Below are 16005 nucleotides of genomic sequence, written 5' to 3'. Positions count from 1 at the left end.
GTCTCCATCTGTACCCGTTTCTGGGCTCGCCTCCGTACTTGAACTCGCGGTCCGGTCTCTCAGCCGTCCCAGGTGGTACTGAGTGCAGTCTATAACGTGAACTCGAAGCCACCAGCGACCCTAAATCGTGGGTGAGTAAATCAGGCATAATCGGCCGAACCAGGCCCGTTTTCCGGTCACTTTCGAAAGGGCTTTAATGGTCACCGGGTTACGAAGAGATGAGTCCTGATAGGGTAGTGGACTATCCTCTTGGCTTGCGGAGCCAGGGACCGGAGTTCAAATCTCCGTCAGGACGCTTCTCTTTAGTGCAATACCGGTAGCGGGCAGTACGTGGCGAAATCGATACGCAGAAGCAGTACGCGGCGGTCAGTAGCCGCGTTCGAATCCGGAGAACGAACGACGCGAGTGATCGGGACGGCTCCGATATGGACTGCTGTCAGTCAGTGCTGACGCATCCGGACCCGTCCTGCGGGTACGCCGGGAAATCGATACAGAGACCGTCTGAGAATCCACCACGCCAGGACGCACGGTTCTGTGTGATCCGAAATATCCGGTTTTCATCGTCCACTCGATCCCGTTGAGGCAGTTTTCGAACTGAGACGCCGAGTTCAGGTTTCCATTGAAGTGAAGAAATATGCTATTAGTTTAGAAAATTTCCAATGGAAATTGGCAAACGGAGGGAAACTGGACGCGGTTTAGACAGACTTTTATAAGATGGTGTGGCCCTTCTTCCAAGAAGTGGGATGGACTCGGAACTGGGACAGCAGAAAAATGCACGTACCGCATCGTCGACTACCGTTCACCGCGAGTTCGAGATCTCACAGCCCGCATCGCTTGCCGCCGTCGAGACGGTCTCGACGGCTGCCGACTGTGACCCGACCGAACTCGTGCCGCTCTACGAAGTGATCGACCCTGACGCGCTCGATGCTCTCTTTGGTTCACAGAGCGACGTAGCCGATCCGGAGACACGGGTTTCGTTCGGATACGAGGGGTTTACCGTGACCATTGCTCGTCACGGGCAGGAGTTGACAGTGAAAGCGACCCAGCAGGCGGAGTGAGACGGATACTGTCAGAACCGAGAACTACGAAACACGAAACGCGAAACTGCGAACCGTGGGCTTCAAATCTGGGATCTGCCGCGTGAGAGGAGTGATATCGTCGTTGCGATGGTTGCTGTAGACTATCGCTGAAGACAGGCGGTGCTGTGCAGCGAAAAGCGGTGAGAGGAGTAAGCCCCCTTCTGTTCGTCCCGGCATTCGGCTGAGCATCCGTGCCGTTGCGGCGTGGCCGCGTTGTTCGGGCTACCACGGCACGGACTTGCACCGGTGAGGATTCGCCGTTCCATCGGTCCTCGGTCGTCTGAGCGCAGCCGATCGCGTCGTTTGCGGTTGACGGCACGAGCCGCCCGCCCGTGTGATCTCCCGATGGGACACCACGAACCGTCGCGACCCGTGGGTTCGAACCACGGCCAGACTGCACACCCTCTGCGGGTCAACTGCCCTTCCTCGCGGTCGGGGTCGCACGCATCATCGGTCGGACCGAGACGTGTCGTTTCTGTTCCAGAGCCAGCGGTCTCCCGCTCTGGACTTGCGTCCAGTCACCTGCCCGAACAGGTGGGGGGACTTTCCTCGCGGGCGTGACCCCTCCTGGCAGGAGGAGTCACGTTCATCGCGGGTCACCGATCGGTGCCCGCAGTCAACGGGTGCGTCGTTACCGACTCACCCGCCGCGGCAGCCAGGCTCTCTCTCCACCGATTGTAGGTCCCGCTGGTGAATAAGTCCCTCGGTTGGCATCGTCTCGATTCCCGCCGATACGACGCCGTTCTCGCGGGTCACAGCCCTGGTCTGACTCTCGAAACGGAATGGAAGCGTTTTAGGACGCCTATCCCCATGTACATCTGTATGTCCCAGGGACAGGGCGTCAACCTCTCCTACGAAGACGGTGCACGTGCAGTTGAACTCGCGCGTGAATCCGTCGAATCCTACGTCGAACACGGGCAACGAGAACAACCGGGCAGTATGCGAGAAAGCTTCTACGAGCGAACTGGTGCGTTCGTTCGACTCGAATCCACGCGAGGCCGCGGAAGCCTGCGTGGCTGTGCCGGTGGCTACCGTTCGGGTGAACAGCTCGGCCACGTCATCGTCGACGCGGCCATCGAAGCAGCCAGCGAAGATTCGTGCGGCTCCGAGATTAGCCCCTCGGAGCTGCCGAATCTCACTGTCTCGGTCTGTGTGGTGAGAAACGTCATCCTCACCGACGATCCGCTCGCCGATCTCGAACTCGGCACGCACGGAGTCGCCATTGACGGCGGCGAAGGCGGCTGGCTCTACCCGACGGTGCCGGTCGAACACGGCTGGAGCGCGCGCGAATATCTCGACCGGACCTGTCGAAAGGCCAAGCTCGCCCCCAACTCCTGGCAGGACGACGACGTGGTCGTCACCCTCTTCGAGGGCCAGGTCTTCCGCGAGCGCGAGGCCGACGGCAGCATCGAAGAACTCTGAGCAGGCGTCGTCTTCGTGGAAGAACTCGCATCCGAACAGCGACGCGTCGCGAACGCTTCTCGTGCGGAGATTGCCACTGCTGTACCGACGATCATATCGACGGTCTCGAACGGCCACGGCAGTCCGTCGTGCAATGGCACCGACGAGAGTTCAGTTTACCGAAGCCGTCGAGACGATAAGCGCGGCCGCTGCGAGTTCAGTTGTGAAATCGGCGTCGAGTTCGATCGAAACCGTCCCGCCGAGGACGCTTCGCGGGCTACTCGCCGTGCTCCGCGGATGATCGTGCCGGAGAGTGACGGTTCGCCTTGAGCAGTTCGTCGATCGCCGCGAAGAACGCGTGTAACACGAGCCAGAGAACGGGGGTATTCACGAGCAAGAGGAAAATAAAAGCGAGCGGCCCGAACGGGCCGATCTGCCCGGCAAGAAGCAAGGCGAATCCGTTAAAGAAGGCGGCACCGAAACCGATGATGGCGAGTTTGAAGAAGAGTTTGTTCGTGATTTCGATGTGCGGCGGGGAAGACTGTTCCGTCATTATACTAACCGATTTCCGAGAGCGCGTGATTACGCTTCCGATTCTTCGAATCCGACCGCGTCCGCGTCCGCCAGACAGCGCTCGCTCGCCTCGTCGAGGTCGAACTCGCGAACGAGTTCACCGTCGCGGACGAGCGGTTCGAGCAGCGGGTCGGCGTCGTCCGGCGCGTCGCCGTCGGCGAGGGCGACGTGATGACCGCCGTCGGCGGTCCGGTAGACTTCTTTCACGCCCGAGAGCTTGCCCCGCTTGGAGATCGGTTCGCCCTCTATCTCGACGATGTCGAGACTGAAGTCCAGCGACGCTGCCTCCGTGATGTGACTCCCGACGCCGAAGCCGTCCGCAACGTCTCGCAGTTCGCGGATCGAGTTCGGGCCGATCCCGCCGCTACAGAAGATGTCGACGTCCTCGTAGCCGCGGGCGTCGAGTTCCCAGCGCACCTCGCGGACGATGTGGCGAAAGTCGCCGCGACGCGAACTCGTGGTGTCGATGCGCACGCCGTCTAAGTCCTCGCCGAGCGTCTCGGCGGCCAACAGGCTCTCGCTCGTTTCGTCCCAGAACGTATCGACCAGCGCGATTCGGGGCACGTCCTCGGGGACGGCTTCGTCGAAGGCCTCCCAGGCCGCCGCCTGGTTGCCCTCGCCGAAGCAGAACATGAGCGCGTGGGGCATCGTGCCGCTTGCCTCACGATCGAGGATGTCTCCCGCCGCGACGTGTGAGAACCCGTCGAGCCCGGCGAGCAGCGCCGCGCGTTCGACCGTCGATGCGATCGAGGGATGGACGTGGCGAGCGCCGAACGAGAGGACGGACGACTCCGGCGCGGCCAGTCGCGCCTTGAGTGCGGCCGTCGCGAATCCGCTCGGTTGCGACAGAAAGCCGAGCAGCGAGGTTTCGAGTTCGGCGAACTCACGGTACGGACCCTCGATGCGGAGAACGGGACCGCCGTCGAACAGTTGCCCGTCAAGAAGAGCGTCGACGTCGACGGCACAACCCTCGAAAAGCGTCGCAACATCTTTGATGCCGGTAAAGACGTCGAACTCGCCGGTCGGGAACTGGTCTGCGGTCACTTCGGCGACGACGTGCGGGTTCTTGCCCGCGTGCTCGAGAGTCGTGTGGGTACGCTCGAAGTAGGCGTCCGTCGCGGTCCCCTCGAGAATCGCAGCAGGGGGAATGGTTCCGAACGGGTTTGACATAGCGTCGATTTCCTCCGGGGAGCAAAAAAGCTACCCGTCTCCGGCGCTCACGGCGGCGAGGCGGGACGCTGAATCGACGGCTCGATCGGAAGCGAGAGCCCGGACGGAAGCGAAAGCAGGAGCGAGGACACGGTAGCGGAGACGGCGTGGGTTCGACGCAGAACGATCCAGCCGCCAGTCGCGAGGATGAGAACCGACCCGAGAGCGACAGCTCCGATACCGACTCCGCTATCCGGGATCAGCGCGCCGATGAGCGACTGGTCGTCCTCCGAGTCGTCCGAAGCGGTAGAGCCGTCATCCCCGGTACCACCGGCGCTAGCTGTGATCGTATCATCGCCAGCGGGTGCGGCCCCGTCCTCGACGGCGTCGAGTTCAGCGACCGACGGCGCGCGCACGATCGACACCGTCTCGCCGCTCACGTCAAGATAGTACGCTCCCGGGTAGTCCGATTCGATCTCGTAGGTGTTCTGGCGGTCGTCGACCGGTTCGGCATTGTGGTTGGCAAGCAGTTCGAGGTAGGCACCGGCGAACGCCTCGGCGTCGTCGGTCGTCGTCCACTCGGTCCGCCAGACGTATCCCGTTTCGGTGACCGCGTCGTCGACCGTCTCGTTCGAACCGCCGGCGGCGGCATCGGCGGCGTCGTCGGTCACGTACGTCACGAGTTCGTCGCCGGCCCACCCGTCGGTCTCGGGCTGGTCGAAGTCATAGCCCATGCTTGACTCGAGGAACTCGGACTGCTCGATCACGGGCTGGCGGCCCCACTCGAACGCGTCGGCGGTGAACATCGAAACCATGCCGGCTTCGCCGACGGTCTCGTTGGCGACTGCGCCGTCGACTTCGAGTTGCTGCCACCCCTCGGACGATCGGTCCGCGACCTCGACGGAGGCGGGGTCGCGTTCCTCGCCCGGTCGAATCGTCTCCGCCGAACTCGCCGGTGGGTCGTCGTAGGCCGCGTTGACGGCCTCCCAGTCGTACTCGCCCGCATCCCACGCCGTCTCGTCCGTAGCTTGCTCCAGCAAGAACTCGACGTAGTCGGGGCCGTCGTCGTAGGGCTGATAGATCGTCAGGTAGAGCCCCCAGTTGAGATCGGATTGGCCGGGCGTACCGCGTTCGGGTTGGAGACAGGCCCACGCCTCGCCGCAGCGGCGTTCGTACTCGGCGTCGACCCAGGAGGCGTCGCCCTCGATGAGTCCGTTCACGGCGTTGTCCTGATCGATGGTCTCGCGCTCGTAGCCGCTCAGTCCGAACTGCTGGTCCTGCAGCGCGTGGACGAGTTCGTGACCGAGCACGGGTTCGTTGGGCGTCGGCGTTCCCGAACTCTCGGAGACGATGACGATCTGTTCGGTTTCGGGGTCGTAGTAGCCGTTGACGGACCCGCCGTAGAGCGATTCGGCGGCGTCCGCAGCATCGGTGTTCCGATCCACCATGAACAGCGCCTCGTAGTTGACGTTCTGCTGCAGTCGCACGGCACCGGTGGCGTTCGTGAAGACGCTGCCGTTTTCGGTCTGTTCGTCCTGGTATTCCTCGCGGGAGACGACGTCGACCGAGACGTCCTCCTCGAAGGTCAGGTTTCGAATGACCTCGACGCGAGCCATCGACCGCGAGATGACGGCGTCGAGTTCACCCTCGGCGAGCGTCTGGTTGTCGCGGGTGTCGACGGGGAGTTCGTCGTCGTACCAGTAGCCGTCGACGTAGCCGATCGTGTCGTTGGTCGATGGATCGGCCGGTCGGTCGTCCGTCGCCGGGGAGTTCGGTTGCCCGTTCTCATCCGAGTCGGACGGGGGGCCGACGGCGAACGGCAGGAAGCCACCGGCACCGGCGACCACGAGGACGAGAAGTGCGAAAACAGCCAGACCGCCCAGAAGCCGTGTGCGCGTCGAGTTCATCGGGATAGGATAGTCAGTCGTACGAAAGCAACCGGCAAAAGGACGACGGTCGGTGGCCGACCCGTTTCATCGGAAGACCACACTCAGCCGGCGTCGATCACGGACAACCGCCGCGAACGTTTTTGCGAGCGCGTTCGTAGGGACACCCATGACCCTCGACCTCGATCCGACGCGCACGGCGGTCGTCGTCGTCGACATGCAAAACGGGTTCTGTCATCCCGACGGCACGCTGTACGCTCCCGGTAGCGAAGCCGTCATCGACCCCATCGCCGAACTCGTCGCCCGCGCTCGCGACGCCGGCGCGCGGGTCGTCTACACCCGGGACGTGCACCCGCCCGAACAGTTCGAGGACGCCCACTACTACGACGAGTTCGCCCAGTGGGGCGAGCACGTCCTCGAAGACTCCTGGGAGGCCGAAATCGTGGACGGTCTCACCGTCGGTCCCGACGACCACGTCGTCGAAAAACACACCTACGACGCCTTCTACAACACCGAACTCGAGGGCTGGCTAAACGCCCGCGGCATCGACGATCTGGTCATCTGCGGCACGCTCGCGAACGTCTGCGTGCTCCATACCGGCGGCAGCGCCGGCCTGCGCGACTTCCGCCCGCTCATGATCGAAGACTGCATTGGCGCGATCGAAGACGACCACCACGAGTACGCCCTCGAACACGCCGACTGGCTGTTCGGCGAGGTACTGAGCCGGGACGACGTAGCGTTCGACGCGGCCTAACGCAGTGGGCATCCGCTCGTTGATCCAGCGAGACAGCGCCGGAGCAACGAGCGTTTTATCCCTGCGTCCGAATCCCTCCGCATGGAACTGAACTCGCGTCGCCTGCAGTCGATGTACGCCCTCGGGATACTCCTCAACGCAGTCGCGCTGGTGGCCTCGGCGACGAGCGGTGAACTCCTCTACGCCGGCACGTTCGGGCTCATTATGTGCTATCTGGGGCTTCGGCTGTGGATGATAGCCTAACGTAACCAGGAGCCACAACGAGCCACACTCGGCTGTTATCTCTACGGTCGAGTCAGGAGACACTCACGAGAAACAGTCGATGAGCGAAATCGGCACACTCAGTCCGATCCCTGACGGAACACGCGATAGGAGCCCTGGCCCGTCGCAACCTCTCTGGTTTCGCCATCCGGCGTTGTACTCTCGACGGTCACTTCGCTGACGCCGACCGTCCCGCCGACGCGAACCACGTTTGCCGTCGCCGTCAGATCGCCGGTCGCCGGCCGCAGGTAGTTCACGTTGAGATTGATCGTCGCGATCGAGGCGTCGACGGGCTGTTCGAGTTCAGTTCGGAGCGCGAGACCGCCGGCGGTATCGATGAGCGTGGCAGCGATGCCGCCGTGGATGTCCGGGCGCTGGTCGGAATCGGTCGCGGGTGCCGGGCGGACGTTCGTCAGTTTTTGGTCGTAGGGAATTGAGATGGTCATCGAGCCCGGACCGACGCTGTCGACGGTTGTGCCGATCCACGAGAGGAAGTCCTGGTGGTCGTCAATGTACTGCTGGAGGAACTGTGCGATAGCGTCGTAGTCGCCCGTCGCGCCTGCGGTGTCGTCGGTCATGCCCTGTGCTCTGTCACCAACTGTCTTGATGACTGCGCTTTGGTGTTTCTCTCGTGGCGAATATTTCGATCGCTCGGCGGCGAACCGCTTCCGCGGGAAACGAGCGATCGCGTCGCTTATCGTTCCGGTCGAACGCGAACCTGCACTGCGTCGCCAGTCTCGAACGATCGGTCCGGGCAGATGAGTTTCACACCGAAGTCCGAATCGCGCGCACAGAACAGCGACAGCCCCGTTATCGACTCCCCGTTCGCCGTGACGGCCACGTCGTCCCACGTGATTGAGCGTCCATCGTCAGCAGAGCGGACGCCGAGTCGGTCCCCGTTTAGCGAGACGAGTTCAGCGGCGGCCGAACCGGCACCTGCACTTGCACCTGTCTCTGCACCCGATCCTGATCCTGGTCCAGATCTTGATACTGATCCTGAACTCGCGAGGAGTCCGCCGCCGTCGTAGTGCGGCAGGCCACCGTCGAGAACGCCGCGGCCGGAGTGGCGCTCCGACGAGGACCGGCTCACGCTGGTCGGCCCACCGGTGTCGGCGCGGACGCCGACGAACTCGGCACCCGAACCCGGATTCGGGTGTGCCGGGGCATCGAGGATAGCGTAGGTGTCGCCGGTTGCGACGACCGTCCCCGTGCCGTCCCAGTCGAGCGGTTTCGGATCGACGCCGAGTTCGAGCGGCAGCGACCCGGATGCGCGATAGAGGTTCTGTTCGGGGTCGCGAAAGCCGACGTGGAGGTGGTTGTCGACCCACGGGGCGAAGAACCCGGCACGGACGAGTTCGCCGAGCGAGTCGCCGCGGTCGACGCGGTCGCCGGCCGCGACCGTCGGGTCGACGTGGAGGAGCCGAGCGGTCAGGCCGGCGCAGTCGGCGGGGCCGTCGCAGTCGATCAGAACGAGGTGGTCGTGCTCGACGGCGTAGGGTTGCTGCGGCGCGCGGACGGTTCGCGTCTCGCGGACGGTCCCGGAGACGGGGCTCGGCGCGATGGTCGTCCGGCCGTCGCGGGGTGGCTCGGGGTAAAGGTCGATCGCACAGCCGGCGTCGTGTGCGGGATACGGCGAGTTATAGAGCGAGAAGCGGGCGTACTGGGCGAGTACCGACTCGGGGAGTGTAACGGAAGTTGTGGCGGCCATCGGCCGAGTTCACCTGGTCACGTTCGTCTGTGCAGCGGGACTGTTTAGGTGCGTCGACACGAACGAGCCGTGTATGCGAGTGCTCCGCGGTCGTGCCGAGACGATCGACGCGGATCGGCGGGTGACCACACGCCTGCTCGAGATCGCGGCCGACGGCGAGCCTGCCGTTCGCGTCTGGACGCCCCACCGGCAGGTCGCCTTCGGCCGCCGGGATCGCCGGCTGGAGGGATACGACCGCGCTCGCGAACTCGCGGACGAACGCGGCTTTCCATCGGTCGAGCGGGACGTCGGGGGCCGGGCGGTCGCCTACGACGGCGAGGCGACGCTGGCGTTCGCTCGCGCCGACCCCGTTGCGGACTTCCGGCAGGGGACCGACGAGCGCTACGAACGGCTCACCGCGGCCGTCGAGCGCGCGCTTTCGGAACTGAACTGCGAATCCGTCCGCGGTGAACCGCCGAACGCGTTCTGTCCCGGCTCGCACTCAGTTTCGATGCGGACGGCAGACGGCTCACTGCAAAAGCTCGTCGGGCTCGCCCAACGGGTCCGGCAGGACGCGGCGGTCACCGCCGGCATCGTCCTTGTGGACAATCGCGGTGAACTCGCAGCCGTCCTCGCCGCGGTCTACGACGAACTCGGCGTGGCGTTCGATCCCGACTCGGTCGGGACGATCGCGGCCGCAGACGGCCAGATCGATTCCGGCGTCATCCGAGCGCGGTTCGAGGATGCGCTCATCGGCGGGGAAGACGCGGCGGACGTGACGGTTCGTTCCGTGACGTAGGCGATCGAAGCGGGGGGCGACGGTAAACGAGTTCTGAAACCGAAAGCGAGGGACGGGTATCGCCGGACGGGTCTCGATCAGACGCCCAGAATCTGAAAACGTGTCTTCCCGGACAATTGGCCGCTACATTTACAATTCGATGGGAAAAAGATGCGGCCAGCGATCGATTCGAATCCGGCTCGCAGGCGAGAGCGGATACACCGGTCGATGCTCGCGCTTTCGGCGGCAGCGAACGGGGAGCGTTGCCAACGACCGTACGGACACGCACGGCGACCGGACAGCACCGAATCGCATCCGGAGGATCATGATCCGAAGCACGACACTGAGACGGACCAGGGGGATGAGGCGATCGAGACGAATCAGGCGATGGAACGCCTCGAGGAGACGGGTGCACTCGAAGCGAGAATGAGGCCCGCACAAACACTCCCCGACGGGTTTTTTCTCATCGACGTTGCCGATATCCTCACGATCGTCTTCGTCGTCATACTCGTAGTCCTGTTCTGGCGGACATACCAGATACAGGAACTCATGGCGACGATCCAGCAGACGCAGGCGGAGTTGATGGAACAACAGACGGCCTTTCTGAAGGCCAACCACCGGCCGATTATCGACCTCGAAGCGGTCGGTGCCGAGCAAAATACGCTCCACGTAACGCTCCAGAACCGAGGGAACGGCCCCGCACGAAACCTTCAGTTGCAGTGTGTCGTGTACAAACAGAACGGGGAGACGACGAACGGACCGACCGAATTGCGTGATAACGAACAGCATTCCGACTCCGTTGCGGACCCGGCCTGGGCTCACCTCTGGAAGACATCCGCCCCGCAACTGGAGGCCAACCGCGGCACTCAGAATCCCGGCCCGCACGACGGAATCGAACCGAACAGTTTACCGACCCAATTCGAAGCGGACATTTCGTTCGCGGGGACACTCGAAACACGCCCCCATGAATCGACCTTCTCCGAAGTCATGGAACAGATTCGCCGCGAGTGGTCCGTCGAACACATTGCACTCGACTTCCATATCGCGTTCACCGACGTGACGATCGAGACGCACACACAGCCGATCGGTTCGTTCGGCAATATTCCAACAACGACCGTCTACACCCTGGAAGAGGCCATCGACGACGCACAGATCCGCGCCCCCATCGGTGACGCCGTCTCGAGCGAGCACGTTTCGTCGGTGACCCCCGCCGAAATGCAACCGAATACGGCCGAATGACGTGACCCGATCAGAACCGCCCTTTCTCTCACTCTCTCACTCTTTCACTCTCTCACTCTCTCGCTCGCGATAACTGCAACTGCAACTGCAACTGCAACTGTAACTGGAAACATCGTCCCCACGTCGACCGTGCGACTCGCGAGTAACCGGCTCAGCGGACACCGCCCGCGAATCCGGGTCAGGCGGTCTGTATACCGATTTCTCGGCGCACCCGCGCCGTACTGCGTGTGCGCCGGCACTGACTGACAGCAGTCGTCTCAACAGGGATCGAACTCGAGTCGACCGTTCAGTGCCATCGAGTGGTCGTCGTAGTACGCATAGAGGTTCTCCGGCGCCTCGTATCTGCCGCCGTAGTGACCGGCCGGCCCGTTCGAGTCGATGATGTTGTTGTCGTGGTCCTCCGTGAACCGGAAGTTCGTTCGCTCGTAGACGAGTTCGTCATCGAGCCAGTAGCGGACGATGCCGTCCGGATTCGCCACGCCGTTCGTAATCGTGTTCACGCAGACGTAATACTTGAACTCGTACCAGTTGCCGGGGACGATTTCTGGTTGCCCGGAGGCGTACTCCTCGCCGTCCATGATGAAGTCGTGGTCCTGGTTCTGATCGAGGTGGTACGTGTGCGAGAGGAGGTAAAACGGGCCCTCGGGATCGGAATCCCGATTGGTGATGTACATCCGGTTACTCCAGCCGTTGGAACCGGTGGGCATACCGCCGCCGGCGCTGCCCTCGCCGAGTGCCATCGCACAGTTCCAGAGCCGGCAGTTCGCCGGGTAGCGGCCGGCCATTCCCCACCCGGTGTCGAGCCCGAATCGAACGCGGCCGGTGAGTTCGAACAATCCATCCTCGAAATCGTAGTGCGTGCTTGCGCCCCAGTGATTGCCCTCACGGACCTGCAGTTGCAACGCAGTGTTCTCGGAATAGACCGGATCGGTGACGAGGTCGAGCGTCTCGCTGTCACCGTTCGACAGCCGGTAAATGTCGTCCCAGCTATCGTAGTCGTCGTAGTCGAGATGAATCACTTCGTCCGGCCGGTCACACGCCGCTGCCGCGCGGTCGGTGCCAACGCCGAGAACGCCGAGGAGACTCCCCGCACCGAGCGCGCCGCCCATGCGTAGTGTTCGACGACGCGTGACGCCAGCGTCAGTTGATCCGGTCGAAGAACGATCGGTCGATTCCGCCTCGGAATGCCGTGCTGGCGCGTGCCCATCACCGCCAGCGGGATATTCAGCCATGCACGTCCCACTCTCAGACGCCGGTGGATAGTATCGAATTTGCTACCTGACTGTTCCGATAGCAAAAACAGTATTCCACGGTGATTACCATCTGGTCCGGATAGTTCCTGTTGCCACAACAGTCACGACAGCCCGGCTCGTTCCGGGCGCACCGCCAGTCCGCCGAGTGAACTCGATCGCTTTCGCCGTTTGGCGGTGGTTTACGAGTCGTCTTCCGCCCGCAGTTCCTCACTCGCCGCTCGAACCTCCCGCATCACGCTCGAGATGCGCTCTTCGGCCTCGAGTTCGTCCTCGACAGAGAGGTCGACGCCCTCGACTTCGAGCAGGAATTTCGCGACTTCCGTGGATTCGTACATCACGTCGTCGAGTTCTTCGGCGGTGAAAAAGTCACACATCGCGCCGTAGAGGAAGGTAGCACCGGCGGTGCGGACCTTGTCCTCGAAAGACGAGCGGGCCTGGTTGACCGCCTGGGGCGTGTAGGTGTCGGTCATGAACGGCACGAGTTCGGGCAGGTTCTCGCCGATCTTGGTCATCTCGACGCCGGTTTCGGTCCGGAAGTCGGCACAGAGGCGGGCGATGGCCCACTCGCGAGCGGTGATGTAGGTCCGGTCGCGCAGGAACTCGTTGACGCGGTCGTACTGTGCGCCGTCCATTTTCTTGAAGCGGGCGTATTTCTGAACGTCTTCCGGGACATCCGACCCCTCGGGTTCGGTATCCGGAACGCCCGGCATGGAACTGGCCGCCGCGTCGTCACGAGTCGAGTCGGGTTCGGCGGGGTCGGTTTCAGCGGGGTCGGTTCCGGCGGAGTTTGAGTCGGTTCCGGCGGATTCCGATTCCGTTTCCGTTTCGGAGCGGGACGCGGACCCGACTGCGTCGTCGGCTGTCACGGCGGCGGTGGCGGACTCATCAGCCGCGGTCGATTGATCGAGTTCTCGTCGCTCGTTCGGTCCGTCCTCGTCCATAGCCGTGTATTCCGAGACGGGCGAGATAAGGGTTGTTCTCGACGGCGACGCCGCCGCGCGACGGCAGTCGGTCGATGCTGTCCGGATAAACTCCGTCCGCATCCTTCGGAGTTCGACCGGATTTAAGTCCGTTAAGGATCTTCGGTACACTATGCCACAGACGCCAGTCGTAGTCAAGGCCGTGCGGACACCACAGGGCAAAGAGGACGGCGTGTACGCCGATCTTCGCAGCGAAGACCTCTCGGTCCCGCTCATCGACGAGATCCTGGCCGAAACCGGCCTCTCCGGCGAAGATGTCGACGACCTGATGTGGGGTTGCGCCCAGCAGCGCGGCGAGCAGGGCAACAACCTGGCTCGCGTCATCGCCCTGCTTTCTGAACTCGGCGAGAGCGTCCCGGCGACGACGATCAACCGCTGGTGTGCCTCCTCGATGCAGGCCGTCATCTCCGCCTCGGACGCCGTCGCCGCCGGCAACCGCGACGCCGTCATCGCCGGCGGCGTCGAGAGCATGAGCCGCGTCCCGATGGGCGAAAACACCCCGAACGTCCACCCGAAGATGGCCGAACTGTACAACATGGGCGAACTCCAGATGGGGATGACCGCCGAGAAGGTCGCCGAGGAGTACGGCGTCAGCCGCGAGGAGCAGGACGAGTACGCCGCCCGCAGCCAACAGCGCGCCGTCGAAGCTACCGAGGAAGGCCGCTTCGACGACGAAATCGTCCCGATCGAAACCGAAGACGGCACCGTCGAGGAAGACGAGGGCCTGCGCCCCGGCACGACCGCCGAGAAACTCGCCGAACTGCCGACCGTCTTCAAGTCCGAGGGCTCCGTCACGCCCGGCAACGCCTCCCAGATCTCCGACGGTGCGTCCGCCCTGCTGGTCACGAGCGAGGAATTCGCCGAGGACCACGACCTCGAGATCATGGCCGAAATCGGTATGAACAACGTCGCCGGCGTCGATCCGACCGTCATGGGCATCGGTCCGGTCCCCGCAACGCGGGGCCTGCTCGAACGCAACGGCCGCGACATCGACGAGTACGACCTCGTCGAACTCAACGAGGCCTTCGCCAGCCAGTCGGTCTACTCCCGCGACGAACTCGGCATCGACCCCGAGATTTTCAACGTCAACGGCGGCGCAATCGCCATCGGCCACCCGCTCGGTGCCTCCGGTGCGCGCCTGCCGGTGACGCTGATCAACGAACTCCAGAAGCGCGGCGGCGGCCTCGGACTGGCGACGCTGTGTGTCGGCTTCGGCCAGGGTGCAGCGATCGAGTTCGACGTGAACTGATACGGTCTACTGTAACGATTTTCTGGCGCAACCGCGCCCGTCCTGCGGTTGCGCCGGAAACGACTTACAGCAGTCTGTATGAGGCCACCCGTTCGGTCACGGCCGTCGCCGGCCGATCGCTGCGGGGGATCGATACACATTTTGTTACAGACACGTTCGTTCGAGTATGGTCGTCCCGGATAGACTCACCCATCGCTCTCCCCGGCCGTTCGAGTTCATCAATCGACAATGACGATGCCGAACGGGCGAGCACTGCTGGTACGGATGGTCGTCTCGATCGCGTTGCTCGCGCTCGTGATGGCCAGTCTCGTTGCGGGCATCTGGGGCGTGTTCTACGGCCTCCTGTCGATAGTCGGCGTCGGGAATCCGGCGACGCTGGCATCGGTGATCAGCGTCTGTCTACTGGGATCTATCGCTGCCCTCGAGTTCACCCAAGTTTCGACGGTCGAACGATTTGCGGGAGCCACGCCGGTCGACGACGACGCGGAACCGGAACTGTACCGGACGGTGACGGCGGTCGCGGCGATGCTCGACGTGCCCGTACCGACGATCGCGATTTCGGACAGCCGCGCGCCCGAAGCGATGGTCGTCGGCTACCGGCCGGACGCGATTCACCTCGTGCTCTCCGCGGGCACGATCGATGCGCTCGATGCGGATGCACTCGAGGCGGTGATCGCACACGAACTCGCCCACGTGAAAAACAGGGATGCGATGGTGATGACGGCGATTTCGGTTCCGGTGGTGCTCGCGGCGGGATTGCGAACACGCCTTCCCGAACCGGCAGGCAAGGGAGCAGCGTCGATCGTCATCGTTCCGTTGCTGTTCGTTTCGAACGTCGTCTGGATCGCTGGACGAACGATCACGGCCGTTCTCGCTCGCGTTCGCGAGCGCGCCGCCGACCGCGCGGCCGCCGAAGTGACGGGGTCGCCCGCGGTTCTCGCAACCGCCCTGGCCACCCTCGATGATCGAATCGAAGCGACGCCGACCAGGGACCTCAGAGCGGTCGAAAGCGTCTCCTCGCTCTCGATTCTGCCGCTCGAAGCCGATCCGGGGAGTCGAGACATTCGTCTCGGCCCGGAGGGCGATATCGAACCGTCGTACCAGTGGTTCGACCGGCTGAAGTGGCGACTCTTTACGACCCATCCGCCGACCGAGGACCGACTCGAGACGCTTCGGTCGCTCGAACGCGAACGGAGGCTGGAATCGGAACGAGACCGAGAAGAACGAGATTAAAACCGAGAAGAGCGAAATTGAGATCGAGACCGAACCGAAATCGAACAGAGCAACGCAATGCGGTCGCGAGCACCGACAGTCGATTTACAACCCTCGGGCACGTATATCGGCCATCCCATGGACCCGCTGCTCCTGGCCATCGTCGTCGGCATTCCTCTCGCCTGGCACGTCGGGCTGACCGTGTTCACCTACTACGACGCCGGGAAGGTCGGGCTCGAGCCTCCCGCAAAGTGGGCGGCGATCACCGCCGTACTCCCGCTCTTTGGCTTTTTCATCTACCTCTTCGAGCGCAGTGAACTCGACTACGATCCGGAAACGGACCCCTACCGGGGAAACAACTTCAATATCCATCCCTCGCGGGCCGACGACACGCCGCTTCGGTCCCGCGGGGACGACCGACTCACGCCGGAGGGCGAAGTCGGCGAGTGGACCGACGAGGACGCCGACGAAAACGATCGGACGAGTTCAGGTCCGGAGTAGTGC

Annotated in this window: 17 protein-coding genes, 1 tRNA gene and 1 other RNA gene; 11 read left to right on the top strand and 8 right to left on the bottom strand. The window is 63.4% G+C overall.

Features of this window, described 5'->3' with window-relative positions; all coding sequences use genetic code 11:
- Nucleotides 1-222: 222 nt before the first annotated feature.
- Nucleotides 223-295 (top strand) — tRNA-Arg (locus SM755_RS13180).
- 448 nt (nt 296-743) lie between these two features.
- A complete protein-coding gene (locus SM755_RS13175) occupies nt 744-1058 on the top strand; it encodes a HalOD1 output domain-containing protein (protein WP_323173056.1) in 315 nt (104 codons plus the stop codon).
- Nucleotides 1059-1217: 159 nt separating this feature from the next.
- Here the strand turns inward: SM755_RS13175 and rnpB are convergent.
- Nucleotides 1218-1750, bottom strand: an RNA gene (gene rnpB / locus SM755_RS13170) — RNase P RNA component.
- A gap of 151 nt (nt 1751-1901) precedes the next feature.
- Between rnpB and SM755_RS13165 the strand changes: the two genes are divergently transcribed.
- The gene (locus SM755_RS13165) at nt 1902-2501 is read left to right on the top strand and encodes a TIGR00296 family protein (protein ID WP_323173055.1); all 600 of its coding nucleotides are present in this window, start codon (nt 1902-1904) and stop codon (nt 2499-2501) included.
- Between the two features lie 133 nt (nt 2502-2634).
- A complete protein-coding gene (locus tag SM755_RS13160; protein ID WP_323173054.1) occupies nt 2635-2781 on the top strand; it encodes a hypothetical protein in 147 nt (48 codons plus the stop codon).
- Here SM755_RS13160 and SM755_RS13155 read toward each other — a convergent pair.
- From SM755_RS13155 to SM755_RS13145, 3 genes are read right to left on the bottom strand one after another with little or no spacing between them, the layout of a single operon-like run.
- Nucleotides 2758-3033: a hypothetical protein gene (locus tag SM755_RS13155; RefSeq protein WP_323173053.1), complete on the bottom strand. Its 276-nt coding sequence runs from the start codon at nt 3031-3033 to the stop codon at nt 2758-2760. The genes SM755_RS13160 and SM755_RS13155 overlap by 24 nt on opposite strands.
- A 29-nt stretch (nt 3034-3062) precedes the next feature.
- A complete protein-coding gene (locus tag SM755_RS13150) occupies nt 3063-4223 on the bottom strand; it encodes a nicotinate phosphoribosyltransferase (protein WP_323173052.1) in 1161 nt (386 codons plus the stop codon).
- A gap of 47 nt (nt 4224-4270) precedes the next feature.
- A complete protein-coding gene (locus tag SM755_RS13145) occupies nt 4271-6109 on the bottom strand; it encodes an Hvo_1808 family surface protein (RefSeq protein WP_323173051.1) in 1839 nt (612 codons plus the stop codon).
- 148 nt (nt 6110-6257) lie between these two features.
- On the opposite strand from SM755_RS13145, the gene SM755_RS13140 reads away from it, so the two are divergent.
- Nucleotides 6258-6842, top strand: a complete 585-nt coding sequence (locus SM755_RS13140; RefSeq protein ID WP_323173050.1) for an isochorismatase family cysteine hydrolase — start codon at nt 6258-6260, stop codon at nt 6840-6842.
- Nucleotides 6843-6923: 81 nt separating this feature from the next.
- Entirely contained in the window at nt 6924-7085 is a 162-nt protein-coding gene (locus SM755_RS13135; protein ID WP_323173049.1) for a hypothetical protein, read from the top strand.
- Nucleotides 7086-7183: 98 nt separating this feature from the next.
- Here SM755_RS13135 and SM755_RS13130 read toward each other — a convergent pair whose 3' ends face one another.
- Both SM755_RS13130 and SM755_RS13125 read right to left on the bottom strand, forming a co-directional pair.
- Nucleotides 7184-7681: a PaaI family thioesterase gene (locus SM755_RS13130; protein ID WP_323173048.1), complete on the bottom strand. Its 498-nt coding sequence runs from the start codon at nt 7679-7681 to the stop codon at nt 7184-7186.
- A gap of 116 nt (nt 7682-7797) precedes the next feature.
- Nucleotides 7798-8811, bottom strand: a complete 1014-nt coding sequence (locus tag SM755_RS13125) for a hypothetical protein (RefSeq protein ID WP_323173047.1) — start codon at nt 8809-8811, stop codon at nt 7798-7800.
- 73 nt (nt 8812-8884) lie between these two features.
- Here SM755_RS13125 and SM755_RS13120 point away from each other — a divergent pair, with 73 nt between their 5' ends.
- A complete protein-coding gene (locus SM755_RS13120; protein ID WP_323173046.1) occupies nt 8885-9589 on the top strand; it encodes a lipoate--protein ligase family protein in 705 nt (234 codons plus the stop codon).
- 150 nt (nt 9590-9739) lie between these two features.
- On the top strand, nt 9740-10807 hold the full coding sequence (locus SM755_RS13115) for a hypothetical protein (protein WP_323173045.1): 1068 nt from the start codon (nt 9740-9742) through the stop codon (nt 10805-10807).
- A 257-nt stretch (nt 10808-11064) separates the two neighbouring features.
- Here the strand turns inward: SM755_RS13115 and SM755_RS13110 are convergent, their stop codons facing one another.
- Nucleotides 11065-11916 (bottom strand): hypothetical protein, encoded by an 852-nt coding sequence (locus tag SM755_RS13110; protein WP_323173231.1) that lies wholly within the window; start codon nt 11914-11916, stop codon nt 11065-11067.
- Between the two features lie 323 nt (nt 11917-12239).
- Nucleotides 12240-13001, bottom strand: coding sequence for a DUF5806 family protein (locus tag SM755_RS13105; RefSeq protein WP_323173044.1), 762 nt, complete (start codon nt 12999-13001; stop codon nt 12240-12242).
- A 151-nt stretch (nt 13002-13152) separates the two neighbouring features.
- On the opposite strand from SM755_RS13105, the gene SM755_RS13100 reads away from it, so the two are divergent.
- The 3 genes from SM755_RS13100 (at nt 13153) to SM755_RS13090 (ending at nt 16002) form a co-directional block, all read left to right on the top strand.
- The gene (locus tag SM755_RS13100; protein ID WP_323173043.1) at nt 13153-14289 is read left to right on the top strand and encodes a thiolase family protein; all 1137 of its coding nucleotides are present in this window, start codon (nt 13153-13155) and stop codon (nt 14287-14289) included.
- Nucleotides 14290-14517: 228 nt separating this feature from the next.
- Nucleotides 14518-15522, top strand: coding sequence for a M48 family metalloprotease (locus tag SM755_RS13095; protein WP_323173042.1), 1005 nt, complete (start codon nt 14518-14520; stop codon nt 15520-15522).
- Between the two features lie 117 nt (nt 15523-15639).
- Nucleotides 15640-16002, top strand: coding sequence for a hypothetical protein (locus tag SM755_RS13090; RefSeq protein ID WP_323173041.1), 363 nt, complete (start codon nt 15640-15642; stop codon nt 16000-16002).
- Nucleotides 16003-16005: the final 3 nt, after the last annotated feature.

The sequence above is a fragment of the Natrialba sp. PRR66 genome, assembly GCF_034808065.1.
Lineage (GTDB): Archaea > Halobacteriota > Halobacteria > Halobacteriales > Natrialbaceae > Natrialba > Natrialba aegyptia.
The sequence above is the reverse complement of the archived record's forward strand: the minus strand, read 5'-3'. Positions and strand labels throughout refer to the sequence as shown.

Coding starts and splice junctions, on each gene's coding strand:
- SM755_RS13175 (WP_323173056.1), top strand. CDS start 744: ATGGACTCGGAACTGGGACAGCAGAAAAATGCACGTACCGCATCGTCG.
- SM755_RS13165 (WP_323173055.1), top strand. CDS start 1,902: ATGTCCCAGGGACAGGGCGTCAACCTCTCCTACGAAGACGGTGCACGT.
- SM755_RS13160 (WP_323173054.1), top strand. CDS start 2,635: ATGGCACCGACGAGAGTTCAGTTTACCGAAGCCGTCGAGACGATAAGC.
- SM755_RS13155 (WP_323173053.1), bottom strand. CDS start 3,033: ATGACGGAACAGTCTTCCCCGCCGCACATCGAAATCACGAACAAACTC.
- SM755_RS13150 (WP_323173052.1), bottom strand. CDS start 4,223: ATGTCAAACCCGTTCGGAACCATTCCCCCTGCTGCGATTCTCGAGGGG.
- SM755_RS13145 (WP_323173051.1), bottom strand. CDS start 6,109: ATGAACTCGACGCGCACACGGCTTCTGGGCGGTCTGGCTGTTTTCGCA.
- SM755_RS13140 (WP_323173050.1), top strand. CDS start 6,258: ATGACCCTCGACCTCGATCCGACGCGCACGGCGGTCGTCGTCGTCGAC.
- SM755_RS13135 (WP_323173049.1), top strand. CDS start 6,924: ATGGAACTGAACTCGCGTCGCCTGCAGTCGATGTACGCCCTCGGGATA.
- SM755_RS13130 (WP_323173048.1), bottom strand. CDS start 7,681: ATGACCGACGACACCGCAGGCGCGACGGGCGACTACGACGCTATCGCA.
- SM755_RS13125 (WP_323173047.1), bottom strand. CDS start 8,811: ATGGCCGCCACAACTTCCGTTACACTCCCCGAGTCGGTACTCGCCCAG.
- SM755_RS13120 (WP_323173046.1), top strand. CDS start 8,885: ATGCGAGTGCTCCGCGGTCGTGCCGAGACGATCGACGCGGATCGGCGG.
- SM755_RS13115 (WP_323173045.1), top strand. CDS start 9,740: ATGCGGCCAGCGATCGATTCGAATCCGGCTCGCAGGCGAGAGCGGATA.
- SM755_RS13110 (WP_323173231.1), bottom strand. CDS start 11,916: ATGGGCGGCGCGCTCGGTGCGGGGAGTCTCCTCGGCGTTCTCGGCGTT.
- SM755_RS13105 (WP_323173044.1), bottom strand. CDS start 13,001: ATGGACGAGGACGGACCGAACGAGCGACGAGAACTCGATCAATCGACC.
- SM755_RS13100 (WP_323173043.1), top strand. CDS start 13,153: ATGCCACAGACGCCAGTCGTAGTCAAGGCCGTGCGGACACCACAGGGC.
- SM755_RS13095 (WP_323173042.1), top strand. CDS start 14,518: ATGACGATGCCGAACGGGCGAGCACTGCTGGTACGGATGGTCGTCTCG.
- SM755_RS13090 (WP_323173041.1), top strand. CDS start 15,640: ATGGACCCGCTGCTCCTGGCCATCGTCGTCGGCATTCCTCTCGCCTGG.